Origin of the sequence: Paenibacillus ilasis (assembly GCF_043195395.1) — a bacterium.
Lineage (GTDB): Bacteria > Bacillota > Bacilli > Paenibacillales > Paenibacillaceae > Paenibacillus_AQ > Paenibacillus_AQ lautus.
This window is the reverse complement of the sequence record NZ_JBHDJG010000001.1, coordinates 47,729-67,230: the sequence shown is the minus strand read 5'-3', so window position 1 is coordinate 67,230 and position 19,502 is coordinate 47,729. Positions and strand designations below refer to the sequence as shown.

The 19,502-nt window shown below is 48.8% G+C and carries 21 protein-coding genes; 8 read left to right on the top strand and 13 right to left on the bottom strand.

Annotation, left to right across the window (positions count from 1 at the left end):
• The first annotated feature begins 166 nt into the window (after positions 1-166).
• Complete coding sequence (locus ACETK5_RS00440; RefSeq protein ID WP_394054091.1) at positions 167-1,855, top strand: CPBP family intramembrane glutamic endopeptidase; 1,689 nt, start codon at positions 167-169, stop codon at positions 1,853-1,855.
• Here the strand turns inward: ACETK5_RS00440 and uvrC are convergent.
• Positions 1,827-3,830 (bottom strand): excinuclease ABC subunit UvrC, encoded by a 2,004-nt coding sequence (gene uvrC / locus ACETK5_RS00435; RefSeq protein ID WP_394054090.1) that lies wholly within the window; start codon positions 3,828-3,830, stop codon positions 1,827-1,829. The genes ACETK5_RS00440 and uvrC overlap by 29 nt on opposite strands.
• A 134-nt stretch (positions 3,831-3,964) precedes the next feature.
• The gene (gene trxA, locus ACETK5_RS00430; RefSeq protein WP_009592891.1) at positions 3,965-4,282 is read right to left on the bottom strand and encodes a thioredoxin; all 318 of its coding nucleotides are present in this window, start codon (positions 4,280-4,282) and stop codon (positions 3,965-3,967) included.
• 253 nt (positions 4,283-4,535) lie between these two features.
• Here trxA and ACETK5_RS00425 point away from each other — a divergent pair, with 253 nt between their 5' ends.
• On the top strand, positions 4,536-4,691 hold the full coding sequence (locus ACETK5_RS00425) for a hypothetical protein (RefSeq protein ID WP_006212594.1): 156 nt from the start codon (positions 4,536-4,538) through the stop codon (positions 4,689-4,691).
• A 118-nt stretch (positions 4,692-4,809) separates the two neighbouring features.
• Here the strand turns inward: ACETK5_RS00425 and dnaI are convergent, their stop codons facing one another.
• The 3 genes from dnaI to ACETK5_RS00410 form a co-directional block, all read right to left on the bottom strand.
• A complete protein-coding gene (dnaI, locus tag ACETK5_RS00420) occupies positions 4,810-5,763 on the bottom strand; it encodes a primosomal protein DnaI (RefSeq protein WP_100539222.1) in 954 nt (317 codons plus the stop codon).
• 33 nt (positions 5,764-5,796) lie between these two features.
• A complete protein-coding gene (locus ACETK5_RS00415) occupies positions 5,797-7,302 on the bottom strand; it encodes a replication initiation and membrane attachment family protein (protein WP_326117956.1) in 1,506 nt (501 codons plus the stop codon).
• A gap of 198 nt (positions 7,303-7,500) precedes the next feature.
• Positions 7,501-7,800 carry a YuiB family protein gene (locus tag ACETK5_RS00410; RefSeq protein WP_015737411.1) on the bottom strand — a complete coding sequence of 100 codons (300 nt, stop codon included), beginning with the start codon at positions 7,798-7,800 and terminating at the stop codon, positions 7,501-7,503.
• Between the two features lie 250 nt (positions 7,801-8,050).
• Between ACETK5_RS00410 and hemQ the strand changes: the two genes are divergently transcribed.
• Complete coding sequence (gene hemQ, locus ACETK5_RS00405; protein WP_100539224.1) at positions 8,051-8,800, top strand: hydrogen peroxide-dependent heme synthase; 750 nt, start codon at positions 8,051-8,053, stop codon at positions 8,798-8,800.
• A 69-nt stretch (positions 8,801-8,869) separates the two neighbouring features.
• On the opposite strand, the gene ACETK5_RS00400 is transcribed toward hemQ, so the two are convergent.
• Positions 8,870-9,130 (bottom strand): hypothetical protein, encoded by a 261-nt coding sequence (locus tag ACETK5_RS00400; protein WP_076324835.1) that lies wholly within the window; start codon positions 9,128-9,130, stop codon positions 8,870-8,872.
• A complete protein-coding gene (locus tag ACETK5_RS00395) occupies positions 9,131-10,324 on the bottom strand; it encodes an NAD(P)/FAD-dependent oxidoreductase (RefSeq protein WP_100539226.1) in 1,194 nt (397 codons plus the stop codon).
• Positions 10,325-10,805: 481 nt separating this feature from the next.
• On the opposite strand from ACETK5_RS00395, the gene ACETK5_RS00390 reads away from it, so the two are divergent.
• Complete coding sequence (locus tag ACETK5_RS00390; protein WP_127593487.1) at positions 10,806-11,807, top strand: NAD(P)/FAD-dependent oxidoreductase; 1,002 nt, start codon at positions 10,806-10,808, stop codon at positions 11,805-11,807.
• 195 nt (positions 11,808-12,002) lie between these two features.
• Here the strand turns inward: ACETK5_RS00390 and sda are convergent, their stop codons facing one another.
• Both sda and ACETK5_RS00380 read right to left on the bottom strand, forming a co-directional pair.
• The gene (sda, locus tag ACETK5_RS00385; RefSeq protein ID WP_006212600.1) at positions 12,003-12,146 is read right to left on the bottom strand and encodes a sporulation histidine kinase inhibitor Sda; all 144 of its coding nucleotides are present in this window, start codon (positions 12,144-12,146) and stop codon (positions 12,003-12,005) included.
• 298 nt (positions 12,147-12,444) lie between these two features.
• Positions 12,445-13,107: a YheC/YheD family protein gene (locus ACETK5_RS00380; RefSeq protein ID WP_100539228.1), complete on the bottom strand. Its 663-nt coding sequence runs from the start codon at positions 13,105-13,107 to the stop codon at positions 12,445-12,447.
• A gap of 221 nt (positions 13,108-13,328) precedes the next feature.
• On the opposite strand from ACETK5_RS00380, the gene ACETK5_RS00375 reads away from it, so the two are divergent.
• Complete coding sequence (locus ACETK5_RS00375; protein WP_100539229.1) at positions 13,329-13,538, top strand: hypothetical protein; 210 nt, start codon at positions 13,329-13,331, stop codon at positions 13,536-13,538.
• Between the two features lie 176 nt (positions 13,539-13,714).
• On the opposite strand, the gene ACETK5_RS00370 is transcribed toward ACETK5_RS00375, so the two are convergent.
• Complete coding sequence (locus ACETK5_RS00370; protein ID WP_076324840.1) at positions 13,715-14,074, bottom strand: HesB/IscA family protein; 360 nt, start codon at positions 14,072-14,074, stop codon at positions 13,715-13,717.
• A 392-nt stretch (positions 14,075-14,466) separates the two neighbouring features.
• On the opposite strand from ACETK5_RS00370, the gene mqnE reads away from it, so the two are divergent.
• Together mqnE and ACETK5_RS00360 are read left to right on the top strand one after the other, a co-directional pair.
• Complete coding sequence (gene mqnE, locus ACETK5_RS00365; protein ID WP_100539230.1) at positions 14,467-15,573, top strand: aminofutalosine synthase MqnE; 1,107 nt, start codon at positions 14,467-14,469, stop codon at positions 15,571-15,573.
• Between the two features lie 157 nt (positions 15,574-15,730).
• Positions 15,731-16,789, top strand: coding sequence for an NAD(P)/FAD-dependent oxidoreductase (locus tag ACETK5_RS00360; protein WP_100539231.1), 1,059 nt, complete (start codon positions 15,731-15,733; stop codon positions 16,787-16,789).
• Positions 16,790-16,847: 58 nt separating this feature from the next.
• On the opposite strand, the gene ACETK5_RS00355 is transcribed toward ACETK5_RS00360, so the two are convergent.
• On the bottom strand, positions 16,848-17,096 hold the full coding sequence (locus tag ACETK5_RS00355; RefSeq protein ID WP_100539232.1) for a YuzB family protein: 249 nt from the start codon (positions 17,094-17,096) through the stop codon (positions 16,848-16,850).
• An 82-nt stretch (positions 17,097-17,178) separates the two neighbouring features.
• Between ACETK5_RS00355 and ACETK5_RS00350 the strand changes: the two genes are divergently transcribed.
• A complete protein-coding gene (locus ACETK5_RS00350) occupies positions 17,179-17,424 on the top strand; it encodes a NifU family protein (RefSeq protein WP_006212609.1) in 246 nt (81 codons plus the stop codon).
• Between the two features lie 200 nt (positions 17,425-17,624).
• Here the strand turns inward: ACETK5_RS00350 and ACETK5_RS00345 are convergent, their stop codons facing one another.
• Together ACETK5_RS00345 and ACETK5_RS00340 are read right to left on the bottom strand one after the other, a co-directional pair.
• The gene (locus ACETK5_RS00345; RefSeq protein WP_100539233.1) at positions 17,625-18,398 is read right to left on the bottom strand and encodes an SDR family oxidoreductase; all 774 of its coding nucleotides are present in this window, start codon (positions 18,396-18,398) and stop codon (positions 17,625-17,627) included.
• A 205-nt stretch (positions 18,399-18,603) separates the two neighbouring features.
• Positions 18,604-19,446: a MetQ/NlpA family ABC transporter substrate-binding protein gene (locus ACETK5_RS00340; RefSeq protein WP_394054089.1), complete on the bottom strand. Its 843-nt coding sequence runs from the start codon at positions 19,444-19,446 to the stop codon at positions 18,604-18,606.
• Between the last annotated feature and the right edge of the window lie 56 nt (positions 19,447-19,502).

The window sequence follows — 19,502 nt, the reverse complement described above, 5'->3', positions numbered from 1 at the left end:
ACGTTTTCGAAACCTTTCATTCATTTTCATCGATTTATTTCATTATTCCGGATATTGGGATAAGCTGCTAATGACTTTCATAACTATGTTATATTGACTCTATGCGTTCTTAATCAGGCATATCGAATACCAGTGGGAGTATCAACTTTCTTAGAGGAGGAATTTCATGAATCGTGCAAGAGAGGCCTTGAAGCTGAAGCCCAATCTGAAACAGCTCATCGCGCCTGCCGCAGTCGGCCTGATTCTGTTCCTATTATTTCAGGTGTTTCCGTCGACGAATCCGGATTCGACCGAGATGGCAACCCCGAATATCATATCCAAGGAGCAGGCTCGGCAAGCGGCTTCAAGCTTTGCTCAGGAGTTTTTGCAGTTTACGGCTGCAAAAACGGATGACGCATTGGTTACATATCAATCCAAATCGGAACTTTACGGATATCTGGCGAAGGAAAAGAAACTTTCGGAATACAACAAAACCTATGAAGCCAAATATCCCTATGACGTATACCGCGTTCGCTTCAGCGAACCGGGAGGCGATGCCCTCAATGTGGACGTGCACATGCAAAATTCAGGCATCGTCGGCTTCTCGTACGATTTCGCCCGCTCCAGCTATGAACGGATTGAGCTGAACAAGGGCGATGTACAAAGGCAGATGCTGCTTGTCGTCGAGGACGGCATGTCATTAGCCGAGAAGCAAGCTCTCGCAGAGCCTTGGCTCCAACGAGCGGGCTATGATCCGTCGCAACTGGAGCTGGTTACGCGGGAAGGGGAACCCCGGCTCCGGTATGTGGACCCGGAATCCAAGATTGGCGATTCCAGATTGGAGCACCGTTTCACCTTCGAACAGGGGAAATTACGCTCCTATGAGCCATCCTTTTCAGTCCCGGCCGCCCATTCCGCCTATGTCAACAAACAGACCCAGGATGCAACGCTGCTGACGCTTGCAGGGTATGGCCTGTTCACCCTTATCCTTGGCATTCTTGCGATTGTATACAGCGTGAAGACCAGAGCCTATACGTCCTTTAAGCGCGGCCTGTTCCTATCGGCGCTGCTGTTTATCATTCAGATGTTGAATACGTATAATCTGATTCCCGTTTTCCAATCCGAGGGGATGTCGCAAACCGGTATAATCGGAATGATGATTTTTTATGCGGTCTATTCGCTTATCTTCTCCGCGCTGCTCTATTTCTCCCTTGTCGGGGGCAACGGGCTATGGCAAAAAGAAGACGGACTCAATCCATGGCCTCGAGCCAAAGAACCCGGATACGGACAGTATGTACTGGACAGCATGAAGCTGGGGTATATGTGGGCTTTCATCCTGCTTGGGGTCCAATCCATTATCTTTGTCGTTCTGGGCCTAACCTTAAATACATGGTCCACCACGGATGCCACACAGTCTCCTTATAACATGCTCTATCCTTGGCTGTTTCCACTGATGGCTTGGCTGGCCGGCATATCCGAGGAGGCCGTCTATCGACTGTTCGGCATCAAAATGGTGAAAAAGATCGTCCGCAATACGTTTGTGGCCAGTTTAATTACCTCGCTCATTTGGGCGCTTGGGCATACGCTCTATCCGATATACCCTGTAATTTCCCGGCCCATTGAACTGGTTATCATCGGCTTGCTGTTCAGCTACATCTTTTTGAAATACGGGTATTTGGCGGCCATGTTCTCCCATGTCATCTTTAACAGCATCTTGATGGGCATTAGCCTGATCCTGCTCAAGGACACCAGCAACTTGCTGATCGGTGCTTTCTACATGGTACTTCCGGCGATGGTCGCGTATGCGATTTACCGTTTCAATCCAACAAAAAAAGAGAAGCCGTATGTCACGACTCCTCCTCACGAAGTACCTTAAGAATTTCCGTTGCTAATTTCTCACCGATTGAAAGGGGCTTGAAGTCTTCGACTGAAGCCTCTTTTATTTTTTTGACCGAGCCAAAATGCTTCAACAGGAGCTTGCGGCGCTTCTCTCCAATGCCCGGGATGGAATCCAGCTTAGAGGATACCATCGATTTGCCGCGCTGTTCGCGGTGGAAGGAAATCGCAAAACGGTGAACCTCATCCTGAATGCGCTGCAGCAAATAGAACTCCTGGCTGTCCCGGGGCAGCGTAACCGGCTCCGGCGGGTCTCCGACCATGAGCTGCGCTGTTTTATGCTTGGCATCCTTCACAAGCCCGCAGACCGGGATAAACAACCCCAGCTCATTCTCCAGTACATCGATGGCGGCGGAAATCTGTCCCTTCCCTCCATCGACCACAATCAGATCGGGAAGCGGCAAGTTCTCCTTCAAGACGCGCTCGTACCGCCGCCGGATCACTTCACGCATCGTATCATAATCGTCGGGTCCCAGCACGGTACGGATCTTGTACTTGCGGTATTCCTTCCTGTCCGGTTTCCCATTGGTAAAGACGACCATGGCCGATACCGGATTGGTCCCCTGAATGTTCGAGTTATCAAATGCCTCGATCCGGTTCAGCGACTGGAGGCCGATCACTTCGCCCAGATTTGCCGCTGCGACCGAGGTGCGTTCTTCATCGCGCTCAATCAAGCGGAATTTCTCGTCTAAGGACACCTTCGCATTATCCAATGCCATGCCCACCATCTGTTTCTTCAAGCCGCGCTGCGGGACATGCACCTTCACGCCGAGCCATTCCTGCAGGGCGGCAGCCCCTCCGGCTGCATCCACGATGCCAGCAGCTTCCGCCTGCTTCTCCTGTGCCTCGGCAAGGGCTGCCTGCTGTTCATCGGATATCCCTGCGGAAAGCGGATTCGCCGTAACCACGGCTGCCTCGGCGTTTCGTCCACCTTCATCCGCAGCCGTTCCCGCAACCGACTCTGGATCAGCCTCGTCTATCCACAGAGGCTCAGGCAGCAGAATTTCCTGCGGCAATGCAGGATTATCACTGTAATACTGGGCAATAAAAGACATAAAGTCGCTGTGCGCATCGCCGTAGAACGGAAAAACGGACTTGTTGCGCTGCACCATTTTCCCTTGGCGCATGTACAGAATCTGTACGCACATCCAGCCTTTATCCACAGCGTAACCGAATACGTCGCGGTCCCGCGTATCCGTTGTTGTAATCTTCTGCTTCTCCATTAGCGTATCGATATGGATGATCTGATCCCGCAGTTCTTTGGCACGCTCGAAATACAAGTCCTCCGCGGCCTCCTGCATCTTGCGCTGCAGTTCCTTCTTGATCTCTTCATGCCCGCCGCTCAGGAATGACGTAATCTCCCCGGTGATCTGTTCATAAGCAGACTTCGGAATTTCCTTCACACATGGAGCCAAGCATTGGCCCATATGATAATACAAGCACACTTCTTTTGGCATGACGCCGCATTTGCGCAAAGGGTACATCCGGTCCAGCAGCTTTTTGGTCTGCTGTGCCGCATAAGCATTTGGGTAGGGGCCAAAGTATTTGGCTTTATCTTTAAGCACCCTTCTGGTCACTTCCAGACGGGGATGCTCTTCATTCGTTATTTTAAGATACGGATAGGTTTTATCATCCTTCAGCAGCACGTTGAATCTTGGCTGATGGGTTTTGATGAGGTTGCATTCCAGAATCAAGGCTTCCATGTTGCTGCCGGTCACAATGTATTCAAAATCGCGAATTTCCGAAACCAGCATCTGGGTCTTCCCGTTATGGCTTCCGGTAAAATAAGAGCGTACCCGGTTCTTCAGCACTTTGGCCTTGCCCACATAAATAATCGTGCCTTCATGATTCTTCATCAAGTAACAGCCGGGCTGGTCCGGCAGCAATGCCAGCTTGTGGCGGATATTCTCCAGCGCCTTCTCCTGCTCCTGAAGCTGTTTGGCATAATCGTCCATGCTGTTCCTCCTCTCCAAGGAGATTATATAGTATTAACCCTAAATATAAACCATTATGAATAACCACACAAAGCGCCTCCGGGTTTAACCGAAGGCGCTGTATGAAAGCAGATTGTATCTATGGACAATTCTGCTTATTGATGTTTTGCAATGATGCCCTTCAAGGCTTCTTTGGAGTTCAGACCTACCACTTTATCGACAGGCTGGCCGTCTTTAAAGAAAATCATGGTCGGAATGCTCATCACGCCGAAACGTGCTGCGGATTCCGGATTCTCATCCACGTTCACCTTAGCAATTTTTACATCATCGCCGAGTTCTGAAGACAATTCGTCCAGAATCGGAGCAAGCATTTTACAAGGGCCGCACCACGGCGCCCAAAAATCAACTACAACCGTTCCTTGACCTTCAACTTCATTCACGAAGGTTTGGTCGGTAACATTGACGATAGCCATTGTATTCTCCTCCTCACAGGATAAGATCAGGTATAGTGCGAATCATAACTGTCGAATGGGTCGACGAATTTAGTATACCACAATCGGCCGGAAAAAGTGAAATATACTCACCTAAAGAAAGAGGATTTCACGGGATTTTTATGCAATCTTTACAAATGATTTGCGCATTGGGTATACTACTAGTAACAAGTCGGGTGACTGTCAAGTTTTTCGTGTTGGCACGGCATGTTCACCTTTTGAGGAGGCAAGCACCATGGATGTAAACGTACGCGTTAACGATCCACGGGAGCACATCAATGAAGAACCACGCAATGACTTTGGCGATTTGATGATGGGCTTCGTGGGGATGTTCGGTTTCATGACCATCATCTTTTTCGGATTCGTCATTATCAAGTTCTTGGTCGGCTAATACTTGATGACTCCTTGTGCACAAATAAAAAGTCTGATCCTGCCGCGTTCCATACGCTAACGGGATCAGACTTTTTACAATTTAGGGAAGTTTGTCCATAGGAAGTTTGCTTGCCATGCTAGAATTTCCCTCTCTGGTTCTCGCCAAATAAATGAACGACATCCACAAAAGGCGCAATCCGGTTCATCAACCGCTGCCCTTTGTGAAGCTCCTCCCCATCCTTGCTCGTGAAGCTGAGATGCTGTTCAAGCCCGTCGAGCGGATAGTTCGACGTATAGAAGGTCGGCAGCCGGTTCATCCGGAAATTCAGGATGGAACCGAGGACATGATCCCGAACCCACGGATTCAAATTCTCCGCTCCGATATCGTCAAAGATCAGCAGATCGCAATGCTTCATCGTCTCGACCATGTCCTTCAGCTTCTGGCCGTCCTGCATCATGGTCTTCAGATCTTCCACGAAATCGGGCATATACACGATAACGCCCGAATGGCCCACTTTCGCGAGCTCATGCATCAGGTAGCCCATCAGGTAGGTCTTACCCGTACCAAACGAACCGGTGAGATACAAGCCGCGCGGGGACAAGCCATTCTCCTTCGTATCCCGGATGTACTTAAAGACCTGGTGGACCGCAGGTGCACGCAAGCGATCCTTCGCCATAATCTCCATATTGTCATAACCTTCGTTCAAGGCATGCTCATCGACATAAAAGCTGCGAATCCGTTTTTTGATCTGATCCTCATTGGTTTTCGCCATCTGCAGGGAACACGGCGCCTTTCGCTCATAGATCTCCACGGTTCCGTTCATCCGCTGGATGTCCAGCTTGCTGAAATGTCCCTGGAAATCATTCGGACATCGGTCCAGACCCGGACACGCCTTGCAATGGGCCTGATCTCCAGCATATTGATACAGTTTGCTTAAATTCAAACGTATAACCCGATCATCGATCTCCGGGTATTCGCTCCGCAATGCTTGAATCAGAGGATTCCTGAGCAAATCCTCCGTAATCTGCTCGGTTCTGCGCCGGAGCGCAGGACTTTTCATGCTTTCCAGCAGTTCACCAAGGGACTCCATCTCTTGTTCCCTCCTCTCTACAGCAGAATTTCTTTATCCGCCCTTCTTGTTGCCAGCCTGCATTTCTGCCGCAAATCGCATCATTTCCTCGAATTCCTCATCCGATACGGCCTCCGCCTGATCGGTCTCCAGAGCTACAGGAATTTCCGGCTTCACCTTTCCGCCTTTAGCGTATGTACGCGTACGTTGTGTGGTTGCCTTCTGCTTGCCTTTCATCTTGGCTTGATCACGTATATACTGAACAGCTTTCTCATAGCTGTTCACCTGCTTCAGCAGCATATTGGAAGCAATGGCCTCCACGAAATTACGGTTGATGCGCTGCTCGCCGCCTGCGGCCATGAGTGACATTAAATAATGAATGAGCACGTTGATGACTTCACCCGGCAGCTTGTAGCTCAAGTCGATTTTTTCGAAGATGTCCAAAAACTGCGCGGGAACCGAGCCCGGGAAGAAGGTCTGCAGCAGCCGGGTATAAGGCTCGTTGCGAAGCATCATATTATATTGGTGAATATCGCATTTCGATTGGAACTGAGCAGGAACCTCTACATAATATTCCATCTCTACCGCATGCTCCTGTGCCGGCTCTTCCGGATCGGCCGTCATCTCCTGATGCAAGGCAACGACCTTGCCCGCCGTAATCTGCCGCTTCTCCTGCATCTTCATTCCCTGCCTAAAGTGAAGACTGGCCTTGTGCTGAAGATCATCCAGCACGACCTCGCCATGCTCGGTAAAGATGCCGTCCTCGTCCAGCAGGCGGCACAAATCCTGCGTGCTGAGATCGTATTTGCGCACCACGTAATTCACAATGCCCATCTGCTCATGGTCGTAGCGAAGACGCTCCACAAAGACCCGATTGCGGGATTCACGCGGGAAACGGAGAATAATATCCGCATAGTTCAGACCTTCACCTTGCGGATTTGGCGGCACCACGGACTTCCGTGACACCGCGACCTCTTCCAGCGCTTGCTCCAGTTCATAATCAATGACATGCGTGTTCAGCTCAAAAATATCATAAAAGGGAACCGAAATGTTCTCCTTGTTAAAGGAAATACCGGACCATTCAAGGGGTTCCTTGCTCCAAAGCTCTTCTCTTAACGACAGAACGGCGAATTTCCCCACCTTGTCGCGAAGCAGCAGCGTCAGATGCTGGGTGTTAAAGAACTCGGCTGGACTGAGCGGTGCTTGCAGCTCATATTCATAGATATGGTCATCCGTCTCCGGGACAAACATCCGGCTTGTCTGCAGTAAACCTACCGCTTCCAGCTTGGAAGTTTGCTCAATGAGAAAGCGGCGTCCTTTTTCACTAGGCTCAAGCCCTAATGTCAAAAACAATCTACGCTGCTGTTCAATGGCCGAGTAACCCACCTTCTCCACCGGCACATGCGATACGAGAAGACGGTACAGACTGACAGCAAACGCGCCAACCATCGGTTGATAAATCGAACCAAGCATTTTGTCATCCAGGCCGCTTAAGCAGAAGTCACGGTATACGCAGTAACGGTGGTTCTCGGTAAAATGTAAAAAATTAGTCATGCGCATCGTTTATGCTCCCCCTGTCGCCCAAAAATAGACTTCCTCTATTCTATCATAAATCCGTCGTTTCGAAGTCGGTTCTTTCGCATCAAAAATTCTGGAATTCGTGCGCCTGCCATTTGCATGCTTCCACAAATAATAAATGACGGCCCCCAGGTATTGCAGAGCCGCCATCAACACTACATTCAATTTGCGCCTAGCGCGTTAAAACATTCTAAAGCCTTTAATACGCAATGTCTTAATGGTCCATCCGCTCATGTAGGCACCAATCAGACCTGCAACTCCCGTTAAGTAATCCACCAGTTGGAATGATCCGACGTGAGTCCAGAACGACATTTGGCCCCGATCCCACAAGCTGTATACAACGACCGGCAAAATGACAATCACGAACAGAAAGCAAGGAAACCAGGTCGTCTTCATCAACATATTTAGGATAAAACCGATACCGAACATCATGACAAAAAACAAAATCATCAGCACGAGCACAGGAATAAATTGAAGCATGATCGCTGTTTTCACCTCTTCTTTATCACCTACGCGTAGCAGCTATTCTACTTTATTGCAGCAAGAAACAGCACACCAAGCTTTAGCTAATAGCTAGTTTACTAAAAAACATGTCACAGATCAACGAACAATCGTGAATACATTGTGTCGGCGTTTGCCCTTCCGACTGCGCTTACAGTACAATATAGGAAGTTAATGCAAGCGGTCATCCGCTTCAATTATAACGAACATAACGTTTAGGAGTGATCACATGAACGAAGCTGCAATGACGCTTGAGGGCTGGTATGCGCTGCATGATTTCCGCACCATCAATTGGCCTGCCTGGAAAGCTGCAGATGAAGAAGTACGTGCTTTTGCGTTGGACGAGCTGAATGCGTTCCTCGAGGAATGGGATGCCGTCGAAGCTGCCCAGCAGGGCAGCACCGCTGTATATACCATCGTCGGTCAAAAAGCCGATTTCGTATTCATGCTTTTGCGCGAGACGCTGGAAGAGCTGAACGCGATCGAGAATGCCTTTAACAAAACAACGTTCGCCCAGTTCACCACCAAGGCTTACTCTTATGTAAGCATTGTCGAGCTGAGCAACTACCTGGCCGGCTCCTCCGATGAGGATCCGATGCAGAATCCGCATGTCATTGCCCGTCTGAAGCCGGCTCTGCCAAAATCGAAGCATATCTGCTTCTATCCGATGAACAAAAAGCGGGATTTGTCGGACAACTGGTACATGCTGAGCATGGATGAACGCAAATCGATGATGAAGAGCCATGGGATGATCGGCCGCGGTTATGCCGGCAAGGTCAAACAGATCATCACCGGTTCCGTTGGATTCGACGACTGGGAATGGGGCGTAACCCTGTTCAGCGACGACGCGCTTCAGTTCAAGAAACTCGTGTACGAAATGAGATTTGACGAAGTCAGTGCGCGTTTCGGCGAGTTTGGTCCTTTCTATGTTGGCAACCTGCTCGATCAGGCTTCATTTACAGATTTAATGAAGGTATAATTCCTTCTGCACATAAAAAGCATGCACACAAAAAGGGATGCTCTCACCATGAGAGCATCCCTTCTTCTATTACTCACTGTCGTCCTCATCTTGCTCTTGCTTTCGCAAGGTTTCAAGATATTCAGCCGTCGCCCGGTCCCGGGCACGTCCTTTATCCTTGAGCCGCTCAATAGCAGGAAGAATGAGAATGTCGACTTCCTGCTGAATGGTATAGGCCAGATCGTACCGCTCTTGCGACTCCAGATAGGAGCCGACCTCCATCAGCGCATTATAACGATCCAGCTCATCTCTTGTGAGCAGCCCCCGTACTTGAACGCTGCAGTGTCTCATTTATAGAAACCTACCTTTTTTCAGGACGAGCGGAATTCCTCCAATAATGAAGAGGTAGCGCAGATCAACCAATTTTTTCAGCTGAGCCGCTTTCCATCCCTGATATTTCTTATCTCCGACAACCGCAATGCCTTCGCCCCGGCCGAGGGAAGCAACCGTGCCTTTATTATGGAACTCGAATTTGCGCATCGACTTGTCCCGAATCGCCGCAACGATATTTTGGGCGCAGCATACGCCTTGCTGCATCGCCATTTGGGCGGTTGGCGGATAAGGTCTGCCTTCCTCATTAAAAATCAGGGAGTTATCGCCGATAATATAAATGTTCTCGTATCCGGGAGCACGCAAATATTCATCAACCTTGACGCGGCCTCTCATCGTTTCGAAACCGGCTGCTTCCACCAGACGGTTCCCGCGGATGCCGCCGGTCCATACCACCGTTGCCGCCCGGATCTCTTCGCCATTGTTCAGAATGACTCCGCCCGGCAGGCATTCCTTGATCGCAATGCCCATCTTGAAGGTAACGCCTTTCTTCTCAAGAACGTTCATGGCGTACTCCACCAGCTCCGGTGCAAACCCCGGCAGCGCGGCAGGGGCGGCTTCGACATTATAGATATTCACCAGCGTCGGATCGACGTCATATTCCTTGCACAGTCTCGGAATGCGGTCCGCCAGCTCGGCTACAAACTCGATGCCGCTGAATCCGGCGCCGCCAACCACAAAGTTAATGCGCTCTTGCGGTCTGCGTTCATTTTTATATAAAGCAAATTGATACTCAATATGCTCACGAATCAATCGTACCGAGTTGATGCTTCGGATTGTCATCGCATGCTCTGCAAGACCTGGAATGCCAAAGGTTTCCGGCTCTCCGCCGAGTCCAATGACAAGATAATCATAGGATAACGTTCCATCTTCAAGAATAACCTTCTTATCGTGAAGGCGGATTTCCTGAACCGAGGATTTGACCAGGTCGATTTTGAATTCGTCTATCAACTTGGAAATGGATACCCGGGTGTTCTCAATGCTGTCTGTTCCTGCTGCCGGCATATGCAAATGCGTTGTAATATAATGATAATCATGGCGATTCACCAATGTAACATCGGCCTCATTATAATTCAGCTCTTTTTGCAGCCGCTGCGCTGTCAATATGCCCCCGTAACCCGCGCCAAGGATTACGATCTTCGGTATGCTGCTCATTCTATTGCTCCTTCCAGCTTACTCTTTATATATACAGTATGGTGCACATGTTAACATTCTGTGAAATTGCATCCAAAAAAAGAGAAGAGCCCTTATCAGAGCCCGTTTCATCATTTGACCTGATGGTTCATTAAAGGTTCAAAAATAGCTGCAAGACTAAGGTTTCCCTTACTGTTGCACCAGCTGACAATATATAGGACTACCCTGTAATGAACACAAGTTATCACGTTAATCATATGCATAAACTATGCAAATATCAAGAATTTTTTTGCCATATAATGTGCAAATGATTCCGCCATTTATCCCCTTACTTGCTAAGTAAGCGCATCCATTCCATTGTTAGGTATTTTAACTCAATTCTCGTCTTTTCATGCCGGTTCGGGACGATTATAATAGGTAAGGAATTCTTGAATCAGCTTTATCCGGACAAGAACGTCTGTCTGATTCGAATATAAACTCATTTTATGGAGGTGCTTACCGCATGACAACGATGCCACAAGACAGCAATATGACGGATCTTTTGATTATCGGTGGCGGACCTGCAGGTATGTTTGCTGCTTTTTACGGCGGAATGCGCCAAGCTTCGGTAAAACTTATCGAGAGCATGCCTCAGCTTGGAGGCCAATTGGCTGCGCTGTATCCTGAGAAATATATTTATGACGTAGCAGGCTTTCCGAAAGTAACCGCTCAAGAGCTTGTGAACAATCTGTCGGCCCAAATGGAGCTCTTTAAAACGGACATTCGTCTTGAAGAGAAAGTACAGGCTGTCGAAAAACTCGAAGAACGTCATTTTGTCGTAAAAACGAATCTGGGAGAACACCATGCCAAAGCGGTTATCATTACAGCTGGTGTAGGAGCGTTCCAACCTCGTCGACTGGAGATTGAAGGGGCAGAAGCATACGAAAAGACCAACCTTCATTATTTCGTCAACGATCTCAGCCGCTTCAAAGGTAAGAAGGTTCTCATCAGCGGCGGCGGCGACTCCGCGGTAGACTGGGCGCTCATGATCGAGCCGATCGCCGAGCAGGTTACACTGGTTCACCGCCGTGACAAATTCCGTGCCCATGAGCATAGCGTTGAGCAGCTAATGGCATCGAAGGTGAATATCGTTACGCCAACCGAAATCACTGAATTACACGGTGAGGACACGATTACGAAGGTTACGCTTTCGCATATTAAAACCAAAGAGACGCAAGAGATTGAAGTGGACGATGTCATTGTCAATTTCGGGTTTGTGTCCTCCCTCGGTCCGATCTCCGAATGGGGCATCGCCATCGAAAGCAACTCCATTGTGGTGGATTCCCGTATGGAAACAAGTATCCCGGGTATTTTTGCAGCCGGCGATATCACCACCTATCCGGGCAAGGTCAAACTGATCGCTGTTGGATTTGGTGAAGCACCTACCGCCGTGAACAATGCCAAGGTTTACTTCGATCCTGAAGCCAGATTGGCTCCGGGCCACAGCAGTAACATGAAATTGTAAGGTCATTGAGGATTTTACCTTCATATACATCTATATTCATAGAAAAAAAGGTATCTTCATTCCGAGGGGTTGCGCCGCCCCGGAATCGAAGATACCTTTTCTATTCTTCAAACCATATGTAGAACTTGGTTGAAAGCTCCCACATTATATACGTATCATGTCGTAATTTATCTATTCTATATACGAAAAATCTGATTAATGCAGGATGCTGCCGGAATCGGTGTCCAAGTTCCGTTTATGAATTTCGGCTAGCAGTAGAGTGATGAACTCTCGCTCCAACTTCAACTCAACAGCCATATGATAGGAATCGAGAAGCATCTCATCCGTCAACATAGCCATCCCTCTCACACCCCTTCCTCAAATTTCCTGAATCTATCATATCAGACATGCTAAAACGGAACAACTGTTCGCTTATCCACAACCTCTTGTGGAAATCCTGTGTATAATTTGTTGGTAAGTGTAAAAAACAGGGTCATATCAAAGTGGATTATGGGGATAAATGTTATACACAGGATATGGGGAAAATCTACTATAAAAAAAATTGATCAATTATAATATCGGTAGATTGTGGTTATTTTTTTATTACCCTATTAAAAAATCATATAAACGATTTCATTTGGGATTATTAAACAAAAATTCAGCCTGGTCTTGTATTAACCTCCAAAATCCAAATCTTGCCCTCGTTGTCTAATCCGTAATCAAATCCCAATTCCCCGATCCCTGGAAAATGGGATTCCAGTATCGCTATGCACTGTCTGGTTACGTGGCGCATTTCATTGCGCTTTTCCTTTGCATTAATATGGGGCAGTGACAGCCGGAGTGCAGGACCACAACGAAGCAGCGTCCCCCCTTTACAAATATTCGTCACGAAAAGCCCTGGGCTCGCGAGCCGCCCAAGCATGGCCCGGAATACCCATCTCCCTCGATCCTTGACTACCTTTACACGGTAATCCAGCGGACGTCCCTGAATTTTAGCCAGATGAATACCCTGCTGTATCATATAGCGCCGTCTCAGTCTCATTCTGCTCAATACGTATAACAGGGAATTCAATGTATCTACATGAACAGTACGCCTCTTATGGGTTACCAAGTATCCCGTTCCGTCCTTCTGTATTCGGATGACTCCGTTACCACCGGTTCCTATAATCGGCTTGATCACGACCATTTCGTGTTCGGCCAGCATTGAGACCAGGGTATCCCCTCCATACGACTGGGTAGCCGGAATGTAGGGAGCAACCTGCGGATCGGTCAGCAGCGCTTCCGTCTTCAGCCACTTGCTGGCCAGTTGTCTTCCCGCCATGCTGCTTTCGCCTCCTTTTATTCATGACATACGTTATCCTATTCCCCTATCCGCTTTTTGTCTTGGATGATTGTCCGTGATGGTATGCCTAATAATTGGGGTTCTTGTGGCCTCACGGCAGCCTCCCTTTGCAAATGATGTGATCTATCGTATAGTAAGAACAGAGCTTTGTCCGTAATACATCCACCACCATGGATACCCATAAAGGAGGCTTTGTCACCTTGGCAGCGTTGTTTGAAATATTGTACTGGATTGCCATTGTCGGCATGTCGGTTGCCCTTGCCGCCATCACCGTTCTTATCTTTATCATGGGCTTCAAGTTCATCAAGGATAAGCGCAGAGGACTCGGAGCGGGCTGCATCGTATTTTCGCTTGTGGCCGCCGGCATGATTGTGCTGATGCTGAACGATACCTTCTTCTTTCCGGTTTGATCGGATAGGTAGAACCCAAAAAAAAGCAGCCTCCCCTTTACACGGAGTTGGCTGCTTTTTGGGTTCAAATGGCTCTAGCTAATGTTTCCCATAGCACAAAAAAGACCTCTGCGACAAAGATTGTCGGGAGAGGTCTTTAACTGTTGACTTAGGCTTAACCCTCTAGAGCGTCCTTATTAGCAAGGCTCTTCGTTCGGTTTGCCCGCATCCGTTGCCGTACGGAATGACGAACCGCAGCCGCACGTTACGGTCGCGTTCGGATTGTGGATGGTGAAGCCCCCGGTCATGCCGGATTCCTCAAAATCGATTTCCAGACCGTTCAGGTATTTCAGATCGTCCTTCTCGACAACGACCTTCATATCCTGCAGATCCATATATACGTCTGCTTCCGTTTCATTATCGTCAAAGCCCATTGCATATGAAAAACCACTGCAACCGCCGGCAGTGACACCCAGTCGAAGGAACATATTGGGCGTTTCCTGTTCAGCAAGCATTTCTTTTAAACGTTCTGCAGCTGAGTCGCTGATTGTAATCATAGGTCACCCTCCTTTTCGTTCACTCTTTAAGTATACTCCTCTTCGCGAATTCGCTCAAGGTTGTTATGATGGCTTTTGATATGTAATGACAAACCTATTTTCAATTCCTCTATTTGTGTTGCTACCCCGAGGGGTCAGGTTTATAATAGGGAAGGAACATGGGCGGCAACTGTTGGATAATTGTCACATACCCCGGTTAAAAAGCGGCAAAGGTTATGGCTGGTCCACAGTTGTATATTTTTTCACAAACTTATTTAATTATTCAGCCCATTATTGATGTTTGTTGTTACACCACTATAAACGGACCGTTCCCTTAGGGGAGTGATTCACTTTATGATCGCTTTTTCTGCTGGATCTTCTATGCAGGTCAAGTGTGAACAGGAGGATTGAACATGTCCACAATTGTGACACCATTTACCGATCAGAGAATGGCCGAGATCGTTGCGAAAGTCCAAAGCGGCGAACGCCTGAATCTTGAAGACGGTGTGTATTTGTATCAAACCGATGACCTGCTGACCCTCGGGCAGCTGGCTAATGAAGCCAATTTGCGCAAGAACGGGAAAAAAGTTTACTTCATTGAGAACATGAGTCTCTATTTCACGAATGTATGCGAATCCCACTGCGCTTTTTGCAATTTCCGGAAAGATCAAGGCGAGGAAGGCTCCTATACCCTGTCCGGCGCTGAGATGATCGAGTATGTCGAGCAGCATATTCATCCCGGCATTCGTGAATTTCACATCGTTGGCGGACATAATAACCATGTGCCGTTCCAGTACTATGTAGATTCCCTGAAGGCATTGAGCGAGCGTTTCCCGGAAGTAACTCTGAAAGCCTATACCGCGGCAGAGATTGAATTCTTCACTCGCATTAGCGGACTTAGCACAAAGGAAGTACTCCAAGAACTGCAAAAAGCAGGTCTCCAATCCTTAACAGGCGGCGGCGCCGAAATTCTGTCTGACCAATATCGTCAGAAGATGAAGGTGGACAAAGCCAACGTCGATCAATACCTCGACGTTCACCGTACCGCACATAAGCTTGGTATGAAGACGCACACCACCATGCTGTACGGATCGATCGAAAGCCATGAGGACCGGATCCGCCATATGCTGCAAATTCGGGAACTTCAGGATGAAACCAATGGATTCATGGTATTCATTCCGCTGTCCATGCAGCCGAAGAATAAGAATGCAGGCATCATGCGTCGCAACTCGGCCTACGAAGATTTGAAAACCATTGCCATCAGCCGTCTGATGCTCGATAATATCGACCACATCAAAGCGTACTTCATTAATATCGGGCCGCAATTAACTCAAGTGGCTCTCAGCTTCGGCGCTTCCGACGTCCATGGTACGATCCTGAAAGAACGTATCAGCCATGCTGCAGGAGCTTTAACACCGGAAGGGCTGACACGCAAAGAGCTCGTCTGGCTCATTCAAGGCGCAGGCCGGATTCCGGTTGAACGCGATACCTTCTACAACGAGATCAAGGTTTACGAATAAGTCTTACCAGCAGGGATTTAAGCAAACGAGAGACGTTCCAAAAAACGGAAAACAGGTTAAAGAGATAATATAGCGTGGGTAACCTAAGCCGCTTCTAGCGGCGTTTTTCTTGCGAATCGGCGCTCACCTTCTTATCTCTTGAGAAAGGAAGAAATTTATGAAAAAGCTCGTCATTCTCGGCGGAGGCTATGGTGGTCTTGCCCTAATTCAAGAATTATTCAGCAGCTATCTTCCTCCGGACGTGGAGGTCGTGCTCATCGACCGCATGCCGTACCAAGGACTCAAAACCGAATATTACGCGCTGGCAGCAGGCACCGTGGCCGATACCGCCGTTCGTGTTAAATTCCCGGTGTATGACCGCCTCCAAATTGTATATGGTGAAGTCACATCCATTGATCTGGAGAAGAGGCTTGTTAACCTGACGAACAACGATCCCGTGGAATACGATCAACTCGCCATTGCTCTGGGATGTACGGACCGTTATCATGGCGTACCGGGCGCTGAAGAATTCACGTTCAGCCTGCAATCTTTCTCTGCATCCCGGGAAACCTATTTGCACCTGAACAACCTCAGACCTTATGGTCATGTTCATATCATTGGCGGAGGCTTAAGCGGCATCGAACTCGCTGCCGATCTTCGTGAAAGCCGGCCTGACCTTAATATCGCCATCTTGGACCGGGGACAGCGGGTACTTTCTTCTTTTCCTAACCGTTTGTCTGCTTATATTCATCGCTGGTTTGAGGAACACCATGTGGATATCCACAGCGGCGTTTCCGTATCCCGAGTTGAGAAGGACGCCGTGTACAATCTGGATGTGCCTATCCCAACCGACTTGGCTGTATGGACGGCGGGCATTCAGCCCGTAAAGGTCGTACAGGATCTCGATCTGCCAAAAGACCGCAGCGGACGTATTCTGCTGAACGAGTGGTATCAGGTTCCGTCCCATCCGGAAGTATACGTGATCGGCGACTGCGCAAGCCTCCCGTTCGTCCCGAGCGCGCAAGCGGCCGGGGCTCAAGCCGAGCAAGTGGGACATGTCATGAAAGCTATATGGCGTGAGGATACGCCAAAGGTATCTCCGCTGAAGCTCAAGGGAACCCTCGGCTCCCTCGGCAAACATGCAGGCTTTGGACTCATGGGCAGCACTTCGGTGCTGGGCCGGGTACCAAGGATATTGAAGAGCGGTGTTCTCTGGAAATCCAAGCGTCACTACTAGCTCCCGGCAGGTTGCAGACGCGTTGTTGCTCCTTACGGAATATGCCAGGTATCCAGCGTCAGCTTTCCTCTTCGCTGTCCTGAAAGCTTTCGAGCCTAGCTTTGACAACGTCAAGCAGCTCTTCTGCCGTAGGGGCCTCGACCCATTCGCCATCCACATAAGCGAAGGGCATCAGGTAGCACTGACCGCAGCTGGTCAGACAGCCGTATTCGATGACTTGACAATCGTACTCGGCTTCAAGCGTCTGGAGAACTTTATCCGTGCCGAAATAGGAATTGCTTGTGCAAAACTCAATGATAATGGACATTGTTATAAGACCTGCCTTAAGATTGGCATTTTATTTTGCCGGTTTATGTACTATAATATAGGGAGGAAAGGAGTTGAACAAGATGAGTGAAAACACGCAAACCACTGTATATGATGAAGTGGCTGAAGTGCTTGATAAACTTCGTCCGTTCCTGCAGCGCGACGGCGGTGACGTGGAACTGGTTGACGTTGAAGACGGCATCGTTAAGCTGAAATTGATGGGTGCATGCGGCAGCTGCCCTAGCTCCACCATTACTCTGAAGGCAGGGATTGAACGCGCCCTGGTTGAAGAAGTAGAAGGCATTCAAGAAGTAGTTCAAGTATTCTAAATCTTCTTTAACTATAAAGAGTCTTGGTTCCCTCGTGGAATCAAGACTCTTTTTTTTGAGATTAAAGAATGTATAAGTTTTCAGCGAAGCGTAAGCCATTCTTTAATCGCATTTATGTGTTTTGGGGTCCCCTCAAAGTATTTGGAATAAGAATCGGAAGCATAGGCTCCACTTTGCGGGGCTATTTAGAGAATGATATGTTATTCCGGTTTAATCAACGGGCGGATCGGGTCCAGCCCGCCGGATATATCCATAATATTGCCGGTAATGAAATCCGACTTATCCAGGCATAGGTATTCGATCACTCTCGCAACGTCTTCCCCGCTTCCCGATCGTCCGCGCGGGGTCAGCCCATCTTGAATGCCTGACACTTCATCGATGGTCTTCTCTTTATTTGCTCCGCGGATGTCCCCCGGACATATCATATTCACGGTGATTCCATACGGTGCTTCTTCCACCGCAAGCGTCTTCGTAAAGGAAACCAGGCCCACCTTGGCAGCCGCGTAGGCTGAACGTTGAGGCCACGCGCGGGCTTCTCCGGCATGTCCGAAACCGAAGTGGATGATGCGTCCCCACTTTTTCTCCCGCATGGCTGGCAGAACGCGGTGGTCCAGCAGCATGACGCCGGTTAAATTGCCATTCACCATATGTACGATTTCGTCGCGGCTGTACTCTGAGAACAGACGACGCTCCCGAATGAACGGTCCCGCATTATTAACAAGGATATCGATGCTGCCCAGCCGCTCCTCCGTCTGATCGACCAATGAATACAGCTCACGTTCGCTGGCGATATCGGCTTTAATTGCAATGGATTTCACGCCAAACCCCTCAATCTCACGGGAAAGCGCCTCCGCTTCATCCTTGCTGTTTACATAATTTATGGCTAGATGACATCCCTGCCGGGCTAACGACAAAGCCGTCATTTTCCCCAAACCTGTCGCACTGCCTGTAATCAGCGCCACTTTTCCCTTCAAGGCTTTCCCTCCTTAGATGGATATCCTTCCTTCAGTATAAAAGATTTGATAAGGCCTAACAACTTGCAACCCGGCAGAGATGGGCGTAGACACAAAAAAAGAAAGGGCTTATCCTTCAAGACCGATAGGTCTCTTTTGGGATAATGCCCTCTCTTTACAAATACGAAAAATTTATTTTCAGCATAATCGAGCTTTGGAACTCGAATTAGAATGCCGGGATGACGGCCCCTTTGTACTCTTCTTCAATGAAGGTTTTCACGTCCTCGGAAGTCAGCGCCTTTGCCAATTTTTGAATGGCGTCGGAATCCTTGTTGTCCGGACGAGCTACCAGCAGGTTGGCATAAGGGTTCTCTTTGTCTTCGATAAAGAGTGCATCCTTCGTTGGGTCCAGTCCCGCTTCAAGCGCGTAGTTCGTGTTGATGACAGCCAGATCCAGCTCATCCAGCATACGCGGCAGCATGGCAGCTTCAACTTCCTTGAACTCCAGGTTCTTCGGATTTTCTACGATATCCTTGGCGGTAGCTTCAAGCTTGGTTTCATCCTCGAGCTTAATGACGCCATTCTTGGACAGCAGGGTCAATGCACGGCCCGCATTCGAAGGATCATTCGGGATGGCTACAACAGCTCCATCCTTCAGCTCATCCGCAGATTTAATGGTTTTGGAGTACGCACCAAGCGGCTCCACATGCACGGCGATCACGGACTCAAGATCCAGTTTGCGCTCTTTGATCTCGTTATCCAGGTAAGGCTTGTGCTGGAAGAAGTTCGCGTCGATTTCTTTGGAATCCACTTGCGTGTTAGGCAGAACATAATCCGTGAACTCTACGATTTCCAGGTTCACGCCTTCTTTTTCAAGCGCTGGTTTGACATGCTCCAAAATTTTGGCATGCGGTGAAGGCGAAGCCCCTACTTTCAAGGTCACGGTCTCTTGACCGCCGCCTCCCGTTGTTCCCCCTGGCTCAGCTGCGTTATCCGCAGGCTTGCTGCCGCACGCAGCCAGCACCGTAACCAAGGTCAAGCTGATCAATGCTAATGTCCATTTTTTCATTCTAAAACTCTCCCTCCGAAAAAATATATTATTTATATGTTGTCTTCCTTGAAGCC